Raw genomic sequence first — 16,345 nt, 5'->3', positions numbered from 1 at the left:
GCCGTGCTGGCGGATGCACCCGTACTACGGTTTACGTTAGACGACGGTTTCGGCCTCCAGCGGATAGACACCGCTGTCGTCATGAACTTCCTTGCCGTTAAGCGGCGGGTTGAAGACGCAGGCCATCTTCATGTCCTCGCTGCCGCCGCGCAGCAGGTGCTCGTCGTGCTTGTCGAGGATGTACAAGGTGCCGGCCTCGATCTTGTAGATCTTGCCGTCGGCAACGGTCTCGATCTCACCGTTGCCGCTGATGCAGTACACCGATTCCAGATGGTTCTGGTAGTGAATGTGCGTCTCGGTGTTAGCGAAGATGGTGGTGATGTGGAAGGAGAAGCCCATCTTGTCGTCCTTGAGCAGCATGCGGGTGCTGTCCCAGGTTTCGGTGACGATCTTGCGGTTGGACTGCTCGCATTCGGCAAGAGTACGTACGATCATTTTTTCAATCCTCAAGAAGCAGCTTGATTGGTGTCCTGGTCGGACATCACGGCGGCAAAAGCCTTGTCTAGAATGCTCATGGCCTTGTCGATCTGCTCTTCGCTGATCACCAGCGGGCAGAGGCACTTGACCACTTCGCTGTGAGCGCCGCTGGTCTCGATCACCAGACCGTTCTCGAAGGCGTGGCGGCAGACCGCGGCGGCGGTGTCGCCATCCGGGCAGCTGATGCCGATCATCATTCCGCGGCCTTTGACGAACAGGGAATCGGGGCCATAGCGGCGGACGATCTTGTGCATGCCATCGGCGATGCGCTTGCCCTTGGCCTGAACACTTTTAGCGAACTCGTCGTCCTGCCAGAAATGCTCAAGGGCGGCGGCTGCGGTGACGAAGGCGTGGTTGTTGCCGCGGAAAGTGCCGTTGTGCTCGCCGGGGTTCCACTGGTCCAGCTCCTTGCGCAGTAGCACCATGGCGAACGGCAGGCCGAAGCCCGACAGCGACTTGGAGAGGGTGATCATGTCCGGCTTGATGCCCATTTCCTCGAAGCTGAAGAAGCTGCCGGTGCGGCCGCAACCGGCCTGGATGTCATCGATGATTAGCAGCATCTCGTGCTTGCGGCAGAGTTTTTCCAGCTTGCGCACCCACTCAGCGGACGCGGCGTTCAGGCCGCCTTCGCCCTGAACCACCTCGACGATCACCGCAGCCGGCTTGTCGATGCCGCTGGACGGGTCGGCGAGCAGCTTGTCCATCATCGCGATGGTGTTGACCTTGTCGCCGAAGTAGTTGGCGTAAGGCATGCGGCTGACGTCGGTCAGCGGTACGCCAGCGGCGCCGCGGTGATGCTTGTTGCCGGTCGCCGCCAGGGCGCCGATGCTGCAGCCGTGGAAGCCATTGGTGAAGCTGATGACGTTGTTGCGACCGGTCACCTTGCGCGCCAGCTTCAACGCGGCTTCAACCGCGTTAGTACCGGTCGGTCCGGTGAACTGCATGACGTAGTCCATGTTGCGCGGCTTGAGAATCAGGCGACTGAAGGTCTCGAGGAAACGCTCCTTGGCATCGGAGTACATGTCCAGGCCATGAGTGATGCCGTCGTCGCTGATGTAGTCGAGCAGCGCCTGCTTGAGCACCGGATGGTTGTGGCCGTAGTTGAGCGTGCCGGCACCAGCGAGAAAGTCGATGTAAGACTTGCCGTCGCGGGTGATCAGCTCGGCGCCACGCGCCTGTTTGAAAACCACGGGAAAGGATCGGCAGTAGCTGCGAACGCCGGATTCGTGCAGTTCGAAAGTTTTCATGCGTTTTCCTCTAATTCTTCTTCTGAATGGGGTGCGGCGAACGGGCCGGCGCGATAGAGCACTTCGTCTTCATGCTTGCCGGCGAAATGTTCGTCGCGAGCGAACAAGGTGCGGGTGCTGTAGTCGACTTCGAGCTTGGCGAAAGCCTTCTTGAACAGCGCCTGTGATGCCCCGTTGTCCGGCGAGATGGTGGTTTCCAGATAGCGCACGTCCTGTTCTCTGGCGACCCGTGCGATCAGGGCCATCAGCATGCGCAGAGCCAGACCTTGGCCGCGCATCGACGCGTCAACCGCGACCTGCCAGACGAACAATGTGTCCGGGCGGGAAGGCGGGCGGTAACCGGAAATGAAACCTACCAATCGGCCATCCGCATCGGCGGCGGCAATGGAGGTATCGGCGAAATCGGAGCATTGCAGCAGGTTGCAGTACACCGAATTGGTGTCCAGAGGTTGGCAGCGCGCTACCAGCTCATGGAGGGGATAACCGTCGCCGTCGGTGGGGCGACGGAGCGTTACGGTAGGAACACTCAAAACAAGACCTTTGGGGTTGCTGATTGAAATCCTTTATTAGAATAAACACATCAAAAAATTAATCTCAACCCAAGTCGCCGATCATGGGTAGCGGATCGCCGCTGATATCTCCGAAGTTCGTGTTTTATCGCGAAAGTTGAACTAGCCGGTGACAGCTTGGAATTCGCTTTGATCCGAGTTGAATATCTTGCTGGATATTGGCGGGACCAGCCGCGAAGAAATAGGCCGATTCAGAGGCCTGGATTACGACTGTATTCAGAGACCATGCGCCGCCGTCGAAGGCTCCGGTGAAACCCTCATGGGGCGGGGCTTGAGGCGGATTCCGGTTGTGCGGATCCGGCGACGGATCGCGGCCGCTTTTCACGGCGGTTGAATTAACCGAGCTTGCGCTGGCAACTAGGGGAAATGAGGTGGCAGAACTAAGGGTCGAGCCGCCGATATCGTTGCTGGATATCGGCGATCCGTTTCCAGGGAGATGGCGACTTCATCGCATTGATGAATTTTTTGTGGTCGCTCGACTGAGCGGCGATGAATACGAACTTAATCCTTAGTTATAGAGCGCCTGATGCGTTAGTTGCCATTACTTGTGCGAACCGCTCTGTCCCAATGGCTGAAATGAACATCGGTGTGTCGAAAATCGCACCGTTCGGCAGCTCAGCGCCACCATTGCCGACCTTGATGCTCGATCAGCTGACGGGCCTGCTCCGGGCCATCGGTGCCGGCCGGATATGGCCTCGGTTTGCGGTAATGGTTCTGCCAGCCGCGCAGGATCGGATCGACCCAGTTCCACGCCGCTTCCACCTCATCGCGGCGCATGAACAGCGTCGAATCGCCTTCGATCACATCCAGCAGCAGACGCTCGTACGCCTCCCAGCGACGCGTGCTGCTGAAGGCGTTGGCCAGGTTCAGATCCAGTTCCACCGGCTCCAGCTGCATGCCTTTGCCGGGTGCCTTGGCCATCAGTTGCAGGCTGATGCTTTCTTCGGGTTGCAGGCTGATCACCAGGCGGTTGACCTCGCCTTTGGTGAACAGCATGTGTGGCACCTGCTTGAAGGTGACGATGATTTCCGAGCGCTTGCGAGCCATGCGCTTGCCGGTGCGCAGGTAGAAGGGCACGCCGGCCCAGCGCCAGTTGTTGATCTCGGCCTTTACCGCGACGAAGGTTTCGGTATCGCTGTCGTTATCGACATCCTGTTCGAAGTAGTAGGCCTGCACATCGTGGCCGCCGATGCGCCCGGCGCTGTACTGGCCGCGCACGGTCTTGTCCTGCACGTCGTTGCCGGTGATGGGTTTGAGCGCCTCCAGGATCTTGACCTTCTCGCCGCGTATCGATTTGGCGTCGAAACGCACCGGCGCCTCCATTGCCACCAGGCAGAGCAGCTGCAGCAGATGGTTCTGCAGCATGTCGCGCATGGCGCCGGCGTGGTCGTAATAGCTGCCGCGATTCTCGACGCCGAGGGTTTCGGCCACGGTGATCTGCACATGGTCGATGTGACCGCTGCGCCAGATCGGCTCGAACAGGGCGTTGGCGAAACGCAGTGCCATGAGGTTCTGCACCGTCTCCTTGCCCAGGTAGTGATCGATCCGGTAGATCCGCGACTCGGGGAAGACCGCGCCGATCGCTTCGTTGATCTCGAGCGCCGAATCCAGCGAGTGGCCGATGGGTTTCTCCAGCACGATGCGTGCGTCCTCGCCGGCCAGTCCGGCGCTTTCGAGATTGGACGCGATGGGCACGAACAGCCTCGGCGCGGTCGCCAGGTAATGCACCCGCACGCGTCCTTCGGATGGGCCGAGGTGATGCGCGAGACCGAGGAATTCGCCACGCTGGGAGGCATCCATGGCGAAGTAATCGAGGCGTCGACTGAACGCTTGCCAGATGTCGACCTCGAAATCGGTGCGTGCGATTCCGGCGCGGCAGTGGCGCTCGGCCAGGGACAGGAAGGCGTCGCGGTCGATCTCCTGGCGAGCGATGGCAAGGATGCGCACGTCATCGTGCAGTCGCCGCTCACGGTGCAGGTGGTAAAGCGCAGGGATGAGTTTGTGTAGCGCCAGATCGCCGGTACCGCCAAATACCAGCATGTCGCAGGAAATGGACACAGCGTCGCTCCTAGCTAGAAGGTGAACTCAATAGGTGGGCGATGCTGCAGGCCTTGTAGTATAACTACAAGCCCACTACAGCCAGCCGGCAAGGTAGCTGCGAGCGCATCGCTGCGTTTGACCTTCCTTGCCCGGTATTGATCATAGCGAGTCCGGAACGTGAACCTGCTGCAACACATCGCCCAATCGAGAAGTTCGCTGCGCAAGTCGGAGCTCAAGGTGGCCGACCATGTACTGCTCGATCCGGCTGCGGTGATGCACAGCTCCATGGCGGATCTGGCTCATGCAGTGGGCGTCAGCGAGCCGACCATCGTGCGCTTCTGTCGCGCCATCGGTTGCCTCGGCTTTCAGGATCTCAAGCTCAAACTGGCGCAGAGTCTCGCCGCTGGCGCCAGCTTCGGCCAGTTCGCCATCAGCGAGAACGATTCGGTCACCGACTTCGCGCTGAAGATTTTCGACACCACCCTGCATACCCTGATGGACGTGCGCGAACGCCTCGACTCCGACGCGCTGGAGCGTGCCGTGGCCGCCATGGCCAAGGCCGAACGGGTGGAGTTCTACGGATTCGGCGCGTCCGGTGCGGTCGCGACCGATGCCCAGCACAAATTCTTCCGCCTGCTGCTCAGCGCGGCGGCGTATTCCGATCCGCATATGCAGGCGATGTCGGCGGTCACGCTGAAGCCCACCGACGTGGCCATCTGCATTTCCCAGTCGGGACGCTCCAAGGATTTGCTGATCACCGCCAATGTGGTGCGCGAGTCCGGCGCCACGCTGATCACCCTCTGCCCGAGCCAGACGCCGCTGGCGGAGCTGGCGACCATCAATCTGGCCATTGATGTCCAGGAAGACACCGAAATCTATACGCCGCTGACCTCGCGCATCGCTCATCTGGTGGTGATCGACGTGCTGGCGATGGGCGTTGCCATGGCGCGCGGGCCGAGCTTGGTTAACCACCTCAAGAGCGTAAAGCGCAGCCTGCGCAGCTTGCGCCTGTCACCCAAGTCGGTGAAGCCGCACGAAGATTGATCGTCTTCGAAACGTCATCGACCTGACCTCATAGCGTCACCCATAGCTCCGATGCTGAACCTCCCAGTACCTTTCTCGGGAGAACCCCATGTCTCAGCACCGTGAAACCTACGTCAACCTCGATGCCCGTGCCCGCCGCAAGCTGCAGGACGAGCGCCGCATGTATTTCCGTCGCGCCATTGAAAGCTACGATGAGCAGCGCCAATTGCATGCGCAGCTGATGGAGTTCCCCGATCTGCTGATGGTCAGCCCGTTGCTGGAGGCTGGGTCGGAACGCCGGCAAAACGCGTCGCCAATGCGCTGATCTGCGCACGTTCTTCACGGATGAATGCGAGGAAAGCTTGGGCGACCGGGCTGAGCCGCTTTGCCCTCGGGTGCACCACGCACCAGCTGCGGTACAGCGGCAGTTCCTGAACCGGCAGCTCGCGTAGCAGACCGTGCGTCAGTTCAAGGTGCACGGCGTGGCGCGGCATCAGCGCCACACCAAGTCCAGCCACTACGCTTTCGCGCAGCGCATCCAGCGAGGCGACTTGAATCGTCTGGGCAAAATGCGCGCGCTTTTGGCGCAGATAGTCCTCGCCTGCCTTGCGCGTACCCGATCCCGGTTCGCGTACGAGCAGCGGGTAGGCGGTCAGGTCCTGCAGGGTCAGCTCGGCCGCCTGGCTCAGCGGATGATCGGCTGGCGCGACGGCGACGATCGGGTTATTCAGAAACGGCAGGAATTCCAGATCCATGTCGGTCGGGACCTGGGAAATGATCAACAGATCGTCGCGGCTGATCGACAACCGCTTGACCGCCTGCGCATGGTTGACCACGACCAGCTCCAGATTGACTTCCGGATGCTGCCGCTTGAAGGCGGCGAACAGGTGCGGGGTGATGTACTTGGCGCTCGATTCCACGGCAAGGTTCAGCTGCCCGTGTAGCGAGCCCTGCAAATCCGAGAGCTGCATGTCCAGACTGTCCAGGCGGCCGAAAATGTCGGTGCTGGCACGCTGCAGCGCTTCGGCCGCCGGGGTGAGATGGAGCTTTTTACCCAGGTATTCGAATAGCGGCTGGCCAATCAGGTCTTCGAGTTGGCGGATCTGCAAACTCACCGCTGGCTGCGTCAGGGCCATCTCCTCGGCCGCTCGGCTGTACGAACGGCTTTCGCACACCGCCCGGAATAGCTGAAGCTGGCGCAGTGTTATGCGCATCATGGTTTTTCGCATATTTCACCGCTCTTGCTTGTTTTTGTACCTTCGATCACGAGAACTGACCCCGCCGAGGGCGCGATCTAGCGCGCTTAAACGCAAGCTATAAGTAATTGCTTATTCAACGTCAAACAATTATTTATTTTCGGTAATCATGCCGGTGGGCGTAGGGTTTAAACGCTTGCATTGAGTGCAAGCGCCACACGGCCCCACGAGGTGGCCGCCTGCTAATCGACCGAGGGAATGACAGCGTGATCAAGAAGCTGCTGATCGCCAACCGCGGTGAAATTGCCGTCCGCATCGTGCGGGCCTGTGCCGAAATGGGCGTGCGCTCGGTGGCGGTATTCGCCGAGCCTGACCGCCATGCGCTGCACGTCAAGCGCGCCGACGAGGCGTATTTCATCGGTGACGACCCACTGGCCGGCTACCTGAACCCGCGCAAGCTGGTGAACCTGGCCGTCGAGACCGGCTGCGATGCGTTGCATCCGGGTTACGGCTTTCTCTCGGAGAATGCCGAGCTGGCGGAAATCTGCGCCGAGCGCGGCATCAAGTTCGTCGGTCCAAGCGCCGAAGTCATTCGCCGCATGGGCGACAAGACCGAAGCCCGGCGCAGCATGATCAAGGCCGGTGTACCGGTCACGCCCGGCACCGAAGGCAACGTCGCCGATGTCGAGCAAGCGCTGGCCGAGGCCGAGCGCATCGGCTACCCGGTGATGCTCAAGGCGACTTCCGGCGGGGGCGGGCGCGGCATTCGCCGCTGCAACTCTCGCGAGGAACTGGCCCAGGCCTACCCACGGGTGATCTCCGAAGCGACCAAGGCATTCGGTTCGGCCGATGTGTTCCTCGAGAAATGCATCGTTGAGCCCAAGCACATCGAGGCGCAGATCCTGGCCGACTCCTTCGGCAGCACCGTGCATCTGTTCGAGCGCGACTGCTCGATCCAGCGCCGTAACCAGAAGCTCATCGAGATCGCGCCCAGCCCTCAGCTGACTCCGGAGCAGCGCGCCTATATTGGCGATCTGGCAGTGCGTGCGGCCAAGGCGGTGGGCTATGAGAATGCCGGCACCGTGGAGTTCCTGCTCGCCGATGGCGAGGTGTACTTCATGGAAATGAATACTCGGGTGCAGGTGGAGCACACCATCACCGAGGAGATCACCGGCATCGACATCGTCCGCGAGCAGATCCGCATCGCTTCGGGCTTGCCGCTCTCGTTCAAGCAGGAAGACATCCAGTATCGCGGCTTCGCCCTGCAGTTCCGCATCAACGCCGAGGATCCGCGCAACAACTTCCTGCCTTGTTTCGGCAAGATCACCCGTTACTACGCGCCTGGCGGCCCGGGCGTGCGTACCGACACGGCGATCTACACCGGTTACACCATTCCGCCGTACTACGACTCGATGTGCCTGAAGTTGATCGTCTGGGCGCTGACCTGGGAAGAGGCGCTGGCCCGGGGTTCCCGCGCGCTGGACGACATGCGCGTGCAGGGTGTGAAGACCACCGCCTTCTACTACCAGAAGATTCTCGAAAATCCGGATTTTCGCAGCGGGCAGTTCAACACCAGCTTTGTCGACAACCACCCGGAATTGATGACCTACTCGATCAAGCGCAAGCCGAGCGAACTGGCCCTGGCCATTGCCGCCGCCATCGCTGCCCACGCAGGACTGTGAGGAACGAACCATGACTGCTCAGAAAAAAATCACCGTTACCGACACCATCCTGCGCGACGCCCACCAGTCGCTGATCGCTACCCGCATGCGCACCGAGGACATGCTGCCGATCTGCGAGAAGCTCGATCGGGTCGGCTATTGGTCGCTCGAAGTTTGGGGCGGCGCCACCTTCGACGCCTGCGTGCGTTTCCTCAAGGAAGACCCTTGGGAGCGCCTGCGCCAGCTCAAGGCTGCGCTGCCCAATACCCGCCTGCAGATGCTCCTGCGTGGGCAGAACCTGCTTGGCTATCGGCACTACGCCGACGATGTGGTCGAGGCCTTCTGTGCCAAGGCGGCGGATAACGGCATCGACGTATTCCGCATCTTCGATGCGATGAACGACGTACGGAACCTGGAAACCGCCATCCGTGCGGTGAAAAAGACTGGCAAGCATGCCCAGGGCACCATCGCCTACACCACCAGCCCGGTACACACCATCGAGCTGTTCGTCGAGCAGGGTCGGGCAATGCGCGACATGGGCGTCGATTCGATCGCCATCAAGGACATGGCTGGCCTGCTGACGCCGTTCGCCACCGGCGATCTGGTGCGTGCGTTGAAGGCAGAAATCGACCTGCCGGTGTTCATCCATTCCCACGACACCGCCGGCGTCGCCAGCATGTGCCAGCTCAAGGCTATCGAGAACGGCGCCGATCACATCGACACCGCTATATCCTCCATGGCATGGGGCACCAGCCATCCGGGGACCGAGTCGATGGTCGCTGCCCTGCGTGGCACACCCTATGACACCGGTCTGGATTTGGAACTGATTCAGGAGATCGGCCTGTACTTCTATGCGGTGCGCAAGAAGTACCACCAGTTCGAGAGTGAATTCACCGGGGTCGACACCCGGGTGCAGGTCAATCAGGTGCCCGGCGGGATGATTTCCAACCTGGCCAACCAGCTCAAGGAGCAGGGCGCGCTCAACCGCATGGACGAAGTGCTCGCCGAGATCCCCCGCGTGCGCAAGGACCTCGGCTATCCGCCGCTGGTCACGCCGACCTCGCAGATCGTCGGCACCCAAGCATTCTTCAACGTGCTGGCCGGCGAGCGTTACAAGACCATCACCAATGAAGTGAAGCTCTACCTGCAAGGCCGCTACGGCAAGGCGCCGGGCACCATCGATGCCAAGCTGCAGCGCCAGGCCATCGGCGGCGAGGAGATCGTCGAGGTGCGTCCGGCCGATTTGATCAAGCCGGAGCTGGACAAGCTGCGCACGGAGATCGGTGCGCTGGCGAAATCCGAAGAGGACGTGCTGACCTACGCCATGTTCCCGGACATCGGCCGCAAGTTCCTCGAGGAACGCGAGGCCGGCACGTTGCAGCCTGAAGTACTGCTACCGATTCCGGACGGCAACGCGGTGGGTACTGCAGGCGGGGAGGGCGTGCCGACCGAGTTCGTCATCGACGTACACGGCGAGACCTATCGCGTCGATATCACGGGTGTCGGCGTCAAGGGCGAAGGCAAGCGGCATTTCTTCCTCTCCATCGACGGCATGCCGGAAGAAGTGGTGTTCGAGCCATTGAACAACTTCGTCGGCGGCGGCGCTGGTGGTCAGCGCAAACAGGCCAGCGGTCCGGGCGATGTCAGCACCAGCATGCCGGGCAATGTGGTCGACGTACTGGTCAAGGAAGGCGATGTGGTCAAGGCCGGCCAGCCGGTGCTGATCAGCGAGGCGATGAAGATGGAAACCGAAATTCAGGCGCCCATTGCCGGTACTGTGAAGGCTGTGCATGTGGCCAAGGGCGACCGCGTGACGCCCGGCGACCTGCTGATCGAGATCGCCTGAGCCCGAGCCGTGCCTGGATACGCCCAGGCACGGCATAGGTGTCTTCCTTGCCGGTGCATGCGTCTTTTGGAACGGTGTGTTTCAAGCGCGGAAAAAAGCTTTACCCACCCGTGCCTGCGGATGATGCTACGAACGGCGTCCGGCTTGGGGGCGGCATGGAAGGAGATGAAACCATGAAAACGGTAGGACAGGTCGTCAGCAGCAAGTCGAACTTGAGCGTGCATACCATCGCGCCGACCGACACGATATTCACGGCGCTGCAGGTGCTGGCGGAAAAGAACGTCGGTGCACTGCCGGTGGCCGAAGCTGATGGTCGCTTGGTCGGCATCGTCAGTGAGCGCGACTATGCGCGCAAATGCGTCCTCAACGGGCGTTCGTCGTTCGCGACTCCTGTAAGCACGATCATGAGCGTCAACCTGGTGACCGTCGAACCGCACCAAGGACTGGAAGAATGCATGCAGCTGATGACCGATCGGCACTTGCGCCACCTGCCGGTACTCGAAGCGGGCAAGCTGGTCGGCATGCTTTCCATCGGCGACGTGGTCAAAGAGCTCGTCGCCGAGAAAGAAAGTTTGATCCAGCATCTCGAACAGTACATTCGCGGCGAATAATTAAACCCGCAACTGGCGCGTGAGCGCCGGTCCGGTCGGGTCTCGGCGCCCGCTTCGGCACGACCTGCCGGCGCGGGCTCAACCCATACAGAAAGAGATGTCGTACATGAGCCTCGAAGACAAGACGAGCGAAACGGCGCAGGAAGCGCTCGACAACCTGGTCGCGGGCGTCATGCGCTTTCGCGAGGATGTCTATCCGCAGCAGCGCGAGTTGTTCTCCAAACTTGCCCACGAGCAGACGCCGCGGGCGATGTTCATCACCTGCGCCGATTCACGGATTCTCCCGGAGCTGATCACCCAGAGTTCGCCGGGCGATCTGTTCGTGACCCGCAATGTTGGCAACATCGTGCCGCCTTACGGCCAGATGAACGGTGGCGTGTCGACGGCGATCGAGTTCGCCGTGATGGCGCTGGGCGTCAAGCACATCATCATCTGTGGACATTCGGATTGCGGCGCAATGAAAGCGGTGCTCGACCCGTCCGGGCTGGACCGCATGCCGACGGTCAGGGGCTGGCTGCGTCATGCCGAGGTGGCCAGGACCGTGGTAGAAGAGAATTGCGGCTGTGCCGATGACAGCACTTTGCGCATCCTCACCGAGGAAAACGTGCTGGCGCAGCTCGAACACCTGCGCACGCACCCTTCGGTAGCGGCGCGACTGGCCAGCGGCCAGCTGTTCATTCACGGCTGGCTCTACAACATCGGCACCAGTGAAATCCGCGCCTACGATGCGGCGCGCGGCGAGTTTCGCCTAATCGGCGACGGCCCGCTGCCGATGGCGACGCCCAAATCGCGTTACGTCTGAGAGGGTACGGATTGGGCTTCGCAACGAAGCCCAACGGCGCCAGCGCTATTTATGCAAGACGAACTGGCCGGTGAAGCGCACGGCGTCGCGGCCATCGGCTGCGAGAATGCGGCTGTGCAGCGTGAGACGTGAGCGGCCGCGACGCCGGTAGATCGTCTCGAAGCGCTCCCACGCGCCGTCGTCTGGCGCCGAGCAGATCGCCGTCGCGTCATCTACCACCGGTAGCGGATAGTCGATCTGGCCTTCGTGAATGACGATATGGCCGTCTTCGATGCCGGCCTCGCGCAAGCGCAGGTGCAACCAACCCCAGCCAGCCAGCACCGACGCGCAATACAGGCTGCCGCCGAACATGCTGCTCTTGTGGTTGATGTTCGCTTGCAGCGGGACCTTCAGACGCAACTCATGGTTTTCCCACTGATCGACACGCAGGCCCATCGCCCGGGTCAGAGGGATGTCGTGATGCAGAATGGCTTCCAGATAGCGGCTATCGCGGCTCATGCCGGGTGGATTCCTAAACGTTTGCAGATACAGGCAGACGCCAAGCATGACCGCTGAGTCACGATATTGCCAGTTTCCACACGCGCTTTTTGCCGCTGTCAGGATGCCATTCGACGGTTTGCTTCAGCGCGCCGCGCTTTTCTGCTGGTAAGCACAGTAACCGGGGCGCGGGCCGATTCTGGGATGGTTGCGGCAGGTGTCCGGACGCTTGGCGTAGACGGTGCACAGGCGCGTCTTGCGGTCCAGATACAGGCAGTCGCCATTGGCCAGCCGGGTCAGGGTGAAGATGCCATGCTTCTGATTGAAGTGCTCGACGATGCCCGCTTTGCTCAGGCGCTTGGCGACGTTCTTCAGCGGCTCGTCACGTTCGAAGGCATCGACTACTTCCAGGCGAATCAGGTCGTCGATGCGCACTTCGACCGGTAGCGTGCAGCAAGTGGCGTGGCAGTCGCGACACAGCCCGTTGCTGTAGCGGGCCCAGGTTTCCAGGCGGTCGGGGTCGGCGGAGGCGATCAGGCGTGTCTTCACGGAGGCGGTATCGGTAATGGCGGCGCGCGATCATAACGACCCTGGGTTGAATTTCCAGCGAATCCGACGAGTCGAACGCCGGACAGACGGTCGCGCAGATTCAACTGAAACCTGCAAACCTGTCTGCATTGCCCTTTGCCGAGGTGGCCTGTGCTGCCATGAACCCCTTCCCAGCTCCATGAGGTCTGTCCATGTCGCAAGAACCCACTGCTCCTGACGCCGATGCTGTCGCAGCCTTCCGCAATTCGATCATCAGCAAGCTGACCTATTCGATCGGCAAAGACCCGGAGCATGCGTCCGATCACGACTGGTTCGAAGCGGTCGCGCTGGCTACGCGCGATCGCATGATCGATCAATGGATGGACCGTACGCGCGAGAGTTATCGGGAGGGCAAGAAGCGGGTTTATTACCTCTCGCTGGAATTTCTCATCGGACGTTTGCTCACCGACAGCCTGAGCAACCTCGGCCTGCTCGACGTTGCGCGCGAAGCCCTGGCGGATGTCGATGTGGATTTCGACCACATCCGCCTGACCGAGCCGGATGCGGCGTTGGGCAACGGCGGTCTTGGCCGGCTGGCGGCCTGCTTCATGGAGAGTATGGCGACGCTGGGCATTGCCGCCCATGGTTACGGGATTCGCTACGATCACGGCCTGTTCCGCCAGGCCATCGTCGATGGCTGGCAGCACGAGCAGACCGAAACCTGGCTGAATTTCGGCAACCCCTGGGAGTTCGAACGGCCCGAGGTCGGTTATCTGATCGGCTTTGGCGGTAGCGTTACGGCCATGCCGCACGACGCCGCCGGGCAGGAGCAGCCCAAGCATTTCTGGCACTGGGCCGAAGGCGTGCGCGCGATTGCCTACGACACGCCGGTGGTCGGCTGGCGCGGGGCAAGCGTCAATACGCTGCGCCTGTGGCGCGCCCGCGCCGAGGCGGATTTCCATCTGGAGCGCTTCAATGCCGGCGACCATATCGGTGCCGTCGCCGAAGAAGCCCGCGCCGAAAGCATCTCGCGCGTGCTGTATCCGGCCGATAGCACCGAGGCGGGCCAGGAGCTGCGTCTGCGCCAGGAATATTTCTTCGTGGCGGCCTCGCTGCAGGACCTGCTGCGGCGTCATCTGGATCAGCGTGGCACCTTGATGAATCTGCCGGAATTCGCCGCCATCCAGCTCAACGATACCCATCCGGCCATCGCCGTGGCGGAGCTGATGCGGCTGCTGGTCGATGTGCACGATATCCCTTGGCGCAAGGCGTGGGAGCTGACCGTCAATACGCTGTCCTATACCAACCACACCCTGCTGCCGGAGGCGCTGGAAACCTGGCCGGTGGGGTTGATGGAGCGCCTGCTGCCGCGACATATGCAAATCATCTACCTGATCAATGCCCAGCACCTCGATGCGTTGCGCGAGCGCGGTATTCATGACCTGGACCTGCTGCGTTCGGTCTCGTTGATCGAAGAAGGGCATGGCCGCCGGGTGCGCATGGGTAACCTCGCGTTCCTCGGTTCGCACTGCATCAATGGCGTGTCGGCGCTGCACACCGGGTTGATGCGCGAGACGGTGTTCACCGATCTGCATTCGCTGTACCCCGAGCGGATCAGCAACAAGACCAACGGCATCACCTTCCGCCGCTGGCTGTACCAGTCCAATCCGCAATTGACCCGGCTGCTCGTCGAGCATGTCGGCGAAGAATTGCTCGATGCGCCGGAAACGGTGCTGCGCCAGCTTGAGCCCTATGCCGATCAACCGGGTTTCCGCGCGCGCTTTGCCGCCCAGCGGCTGAACAACAAGCAGCTGCTGGCGCGCATGATCCAGGAGCGGCTGGGCATCAGCGTCGACCCGAACGCGCTGTTCGACGTGCACGTCAAGCGCATCCACGAGTACAAGCGACAGTTGCTCAATCTGCTGCACACCGTGGCGCTGTACCAGGCGATCCGCTCCGATCCGGGCCGCAACTGGGTACCACGGGTGAAGATTTTCGCGGGCAAGGCGGCGGCGAGTTATCACACGGCCAAATTGATCATCAAATTGACCAACGACATCGCGCGGACCATCAACGATGACCCGACGGTGCGCGGCTTGCTCAAGGTGGTGTTCCTGCCCAACTACAACGTCAGCCTGGCCGAACGCATCATTCCGGCCGCCGACTTATCCGAGCAGATTTCCACTGCGGGACTGGAGGCTTCGGGCACCAGCAACATGAAGTTCGCCCTCAACGGCGCGCTGACCATCGGCACGCTCGATGGCGCGAACGTCGAAATGTCTGAGCAGATCGGACGCGAGCACATGTTCATCTTCGGCATGACCGCGCAGGAGGTCGAGGCGCGCAAGCAGGCCAACGAGTACAACGCCGAGGCGATCATCATCGACTCTCCGCGCCTTAACGAAGTGCTCATGGCGATTCGCAACGGCGCATTCTCGGCTGACGACCCCGGTCGTTACACAGCGCTGATCGACGGTCTGAAATGGCACGACACCTTCATGGTTTGCGCCGACTTCGAGGCCTATTGGCAGGCGCAGCTGGAAGTCGAAGCGCGTTGGAGCGATGCCGACAGCTGGTGGCGTTCCGCCGTGCTCAATACAGCGCGTACGGGCTGGTTCTCCTCGGATCGGACCATTCGTGAGTATGCCGAGGAGATCTGGAAGGTGCTCTGAGCACTAGTGCTTGGTCGAAGGCGATCGAAGGGTCGCCAAACCCGCGCCAGAGCGGCTGAGAGGCGGCGTCTGCGGGCACTTTGCCGTTGCGCTGAACTCTGTGGTCTCAGGGCAGGTCTGAGGCAGGGTTAGTTTCCCCTCGGCCTGCTAAACTGCGCGGGTTTTTCATCCTCCGGAGCCATTCCATGTCACGCGTAACCCTGAGTCGCTACCTGATCGAGCAGACCCGCAGCAACAACACCCCGGCGGACCTGCGCTTCCTAATTGAGGTAGTGGCCCGAGCGTGCAAAGAAATCAGCCACGCCGTGTCCAAGGGCGCGCTAGGCGGCGTGCTCGGCAGCGCTGACAGCGAGAACATCCAGGGCGAAGTGCAGAAGAAGCTCGACGTGCTGTCTAACGAAATCCTGCTCGAGGCCAACGAGTGGGGCGGCCACCTGGCCGGCATGGCGTCGGAAGAAATGGACAACGCCTACCAGATTCCCGGCAAATACCCCAAGGGCGCCTACCTGTTGGTCTTCGACCCGCTGGACGGCTCCAGCAACATTGACGTCAACGTTTCGGTTGGCACCATCTTCTCGGTGCTGCGCTGCCCGGGCGAATGTTTCACGCAGAACGATGCGCTCGGCGAAGAAGCGTTCCTCCAGCCCGGCACCAAGCAGGTCGCTGCCGGCTATGCCATCTACGGCCCGCAGACCATGCTGATCCTGACGCTGGGCAACGGTGTCATGGGCTTTACCCTGGACCGCGAACTGGGCAGCTTCGTCCTGTCCCACGAGAACCTGCGCGTACCCGAGTCGACGGCCGAATTCGCCATCAACATGTCCAACCAGCGTCACTGGGAGCCGCCGGTGCAGCGCTACGTCAGCGAGTTGCTGGCCGGGGCCGAAGGCCCGCTGGGCAAGAACTACAACATGCGCTGGATCGCCTCGATGGTGGCCGACGTGCATCGTATCCTGACCCGCGGCGGCATCTTCATGTACCCGCGTGATGCCCGTGAGCCGGGCAAGGCGGGCAAGCTGCGCCTGATGTACGAAGCCAATCCAATGTCCTTCATCATCGAGCAGGCCGGCGGTGCCGCCACCACAGGCACGCAGCGCATCCTCGATGTCCAGCCGACTTCGCTGCACCAGCGCGTCCCTGTCTTCCTCGGCTCCAAGGAAGAGGTCGAGCGCGCCACCGGCTACCACCAGGACTGA

At 61.5% G+C, this 16,345-nt stretch carries 15 protein-coding genes; 8 read left to right on the top strand and 7 right to left on the bottom strand.

Annotated features, from left to right (window positions below):
• Positions 1–36 precede the first annotated feature (36 nt).
• From V6943_RS03235 to zwf, 4 genes are all read right to left on the bottom strand, one after another.
• Positions 37–435: an ectoine synthase gene (locus tag V6943_RS03235; protein WP_181099384.1), complete on the bottom strand. Its 399-nt coding sequence runs from the start codon at positions 433–435 to the stop codon at positions 37–39.
• Between the two features lie 11 nt (positions 436–446).
• Positions 447–1,724: a diaminobutyrate--2-oxoglutarate transaminase gene (gene ectB / locus V6943_RS03230; protein WP_340552590.1), complete on the bottom strand. Its 1,278-nt coding sequence runs from the start codon at positions 1,722–1,724 to the stop codon at positions 447–449.
• On the bottom strand, positions 1,721–2,254 hold the full coding sequence (gene ectA, locus V6943_RS03225; protein WP_340552589.1) for a diaminobutyrate acetyltransferase: 534 nt from the start codon (positions 2,252–2,254) through the stop codon (positions 1,721–1,723). Before ectA ends, ectB begins: the two co-directional genes overlap by 4 nt.
• A 654-nt stretch (positions 2,255–2,908) precedes the next feature.
• Complete coding sequence (zwf, locus tag V6943_RS03220) at positions 2,909–4,333, bottom strand: glucose-6-phosphate dehydrogenase (RefSeq protein ID WP_371924057.1); 1,425 nt, start codon at positions 4,331–4,333, stop codon at positions 2,909–2,911.
• A gap of 177 nt (positions 4,334–4,510) precedes the next feature.
• Between zwf and hexR the strand changes: the two genes are divergently transcribed.
• Both hexR and V6943_RS03210 read left to right on the top strand, forming a co-directional pair.
• Positions 4,511–5,377: a transcriptional regulator HexR gene (gene hexR, locus V6943_RS03215; RefSeq protein WP_131649398.1), complete on the top strand. Its 867-nt coding sequence runs from the start codon at positions 4,511–4,513 to the stop codon at positions 5,375–5,377.
• 88 nt (positions 5,378–5,465) lie between these two features.
• On the top strand, positions 5,466–5,681 hold the full coding sequence (locus V6943_RS03210) for a PA3496 family putative envelope integrity protein (RefSeq protein ID WP_340552588.1): 216 nt from the start codon (positions 5,466–5,468) through the stop codon (positions 5,679–5,681).
• Here V6943_RS03210 and V6943_RS03205 read toward each other — a convergent pair.
• Positions 5,623–6,570 carry a LysR family transcriptional regulator gene (locus tag V6943_RS03205; RefSeq protein ID WP_340553018.1) on the bottom strand — a complete coding sequence of 316 codons (948 nt, stop codon included), beginning with the start codon at positions 6,568–6,570 and terminating at the stop codon, positions 5,623–5,625. The two genes, V6943_RS03210 and V6943_RS03205, sit on opposite strands and share 59 nt — an antisense overlap.
• A gap of 248 nt (positions 6,571–6,818) precedes the next feature.
• Here V6943_RS03205 and V6943_RS03200 point away from each other — a divergent pair, with 248 nt between their 5' ends.
• The 4 genes from V6943_RS03200 to V6943_RS03185 all read left to right on the top strand — a co-directional run bounded on the left by V6943_RS03200 (position 6,819) and on the right by V6943_RS03185 (position 11,472).
• Positions 6,819–8,234, top strand: a complete 1,416-nt coding sequence (locus tag V6943_RS03200) for an acetyl-CoA carboxylase biotin carboxylase subunit (protein ID WP_131649401.1) — start codon at positions 6,819–6,821, stop codon at positions 8,232–8,234.
• 10 nt (positions 8,235–8,244) lie between these two features.
• Positions 8,245–10,059: a sodium-extruding oxaloacetate decarboxylase subunit alpha gene (oadA, locus tag V6943_RS03195; protein WP_131649402.1), complete on the top strand. Its 1,815-nt coding sequence runs from the start codon at positions 8,245–8,247 to the stop codon at positions 10,057–10,059.
• A gap of 173 nt (positions 10,060–10,232) precedes the next feature.
• Complete coding sequence (locus V6943_RS03190) at positions 10,233–10,670, top strand: CBS domain-containing protein (protein WP_340552587.1); 438 nt, start codon at positions 10,233–10,235, stop codon at positions 10,668–10,670.
• A gap of 106 nt (positions 10,671–10,776) precedes the next feature.
• Positions 10,777–11,472, top strand: a complete 696-nt coding sequence (locus V6943_RS03185) for a carbonic anhydrase (RefSeq protein ID WP_131649404.1) — start codon at positions 10,777–10,779, stop codon at positions 11,470–11,472.
• A 45-nt stretch (positions 11,473–11,517) separates the two neighbouring features.
• Here V6943_RS03185 and V6943_RS03180 read toward each other — a convergent pair whose 3' ends face one another.
• Together V6943_RS03180 and V6943_RS03175 are read right to left on the bottom strand one after the other, a co-directional pair.
• Positions 11,518–11,970 (bottom strand): thioesterase domain-containing protein, encoded by a 453-nt coding sequence (locus tag V6943_RS03180; RefSeq protein WP_131649405.1) that lies wholly within the window; start codon positions 11,968–11,970, stop codon positions 11,518–11,520.
• Between the two features lie 123 nt (positions 11,971–12,093).
• On the bottom strand, positions 12,094–12,498 hold the full coding sequence (locus tag V6943_RS03175; protein ID WP_340552586.1) for a YkgJ family cysteine cluster protein: 405 nt from the start codon (positions 12,496–12,498) through the stop codon (positions 12,094–12,096).
• Positions 12,499–12,689: 191 nt separating this feature from the next.
• Here V6943_RS03175 and V6943_RS03170 point away from each other — a divergent pair, with 191 nt between their 5' ends.
• A complete protein-coding gene (locus V6943_RS03170; RefSeq protein WP_340552585.1) occupies positions 12,690–15,149 on the top strand; it encodes a glycogen/starch/alpha-glucan phosphorylase in 2,460 nt (819 codons plus the stop codon).
• A 185-nt stretch (positions 15,150–15,334) separates the two neighbouring features.
• The gene (locus V6943_RS03165) at positions 15,335–16,345 is read left to right on the top strand and encodes a class 1 fructose-bisphosphatase (RefSeq protein WP_131649408.1); all 1,011 of its coding nucleotides are present in this window, start codon (positions 15,335–15,337) and stop codon (positions 16,343–16,345) included.

The organism is Pseudomonas sp. CBC3 (assembly GCF_037967085.1).
Taxonomy (GTDB): domain Bacteria; phylum Pseudomonadota; class Gammaproteobacteria; order Pseudomonadales; family Pseudomonadaceae; genus Stutzerimonas.
Note: the sequence above shows the minus strand (reverse complement) of the source record. Positions and strands in the feature narration are given on the sequence as shown.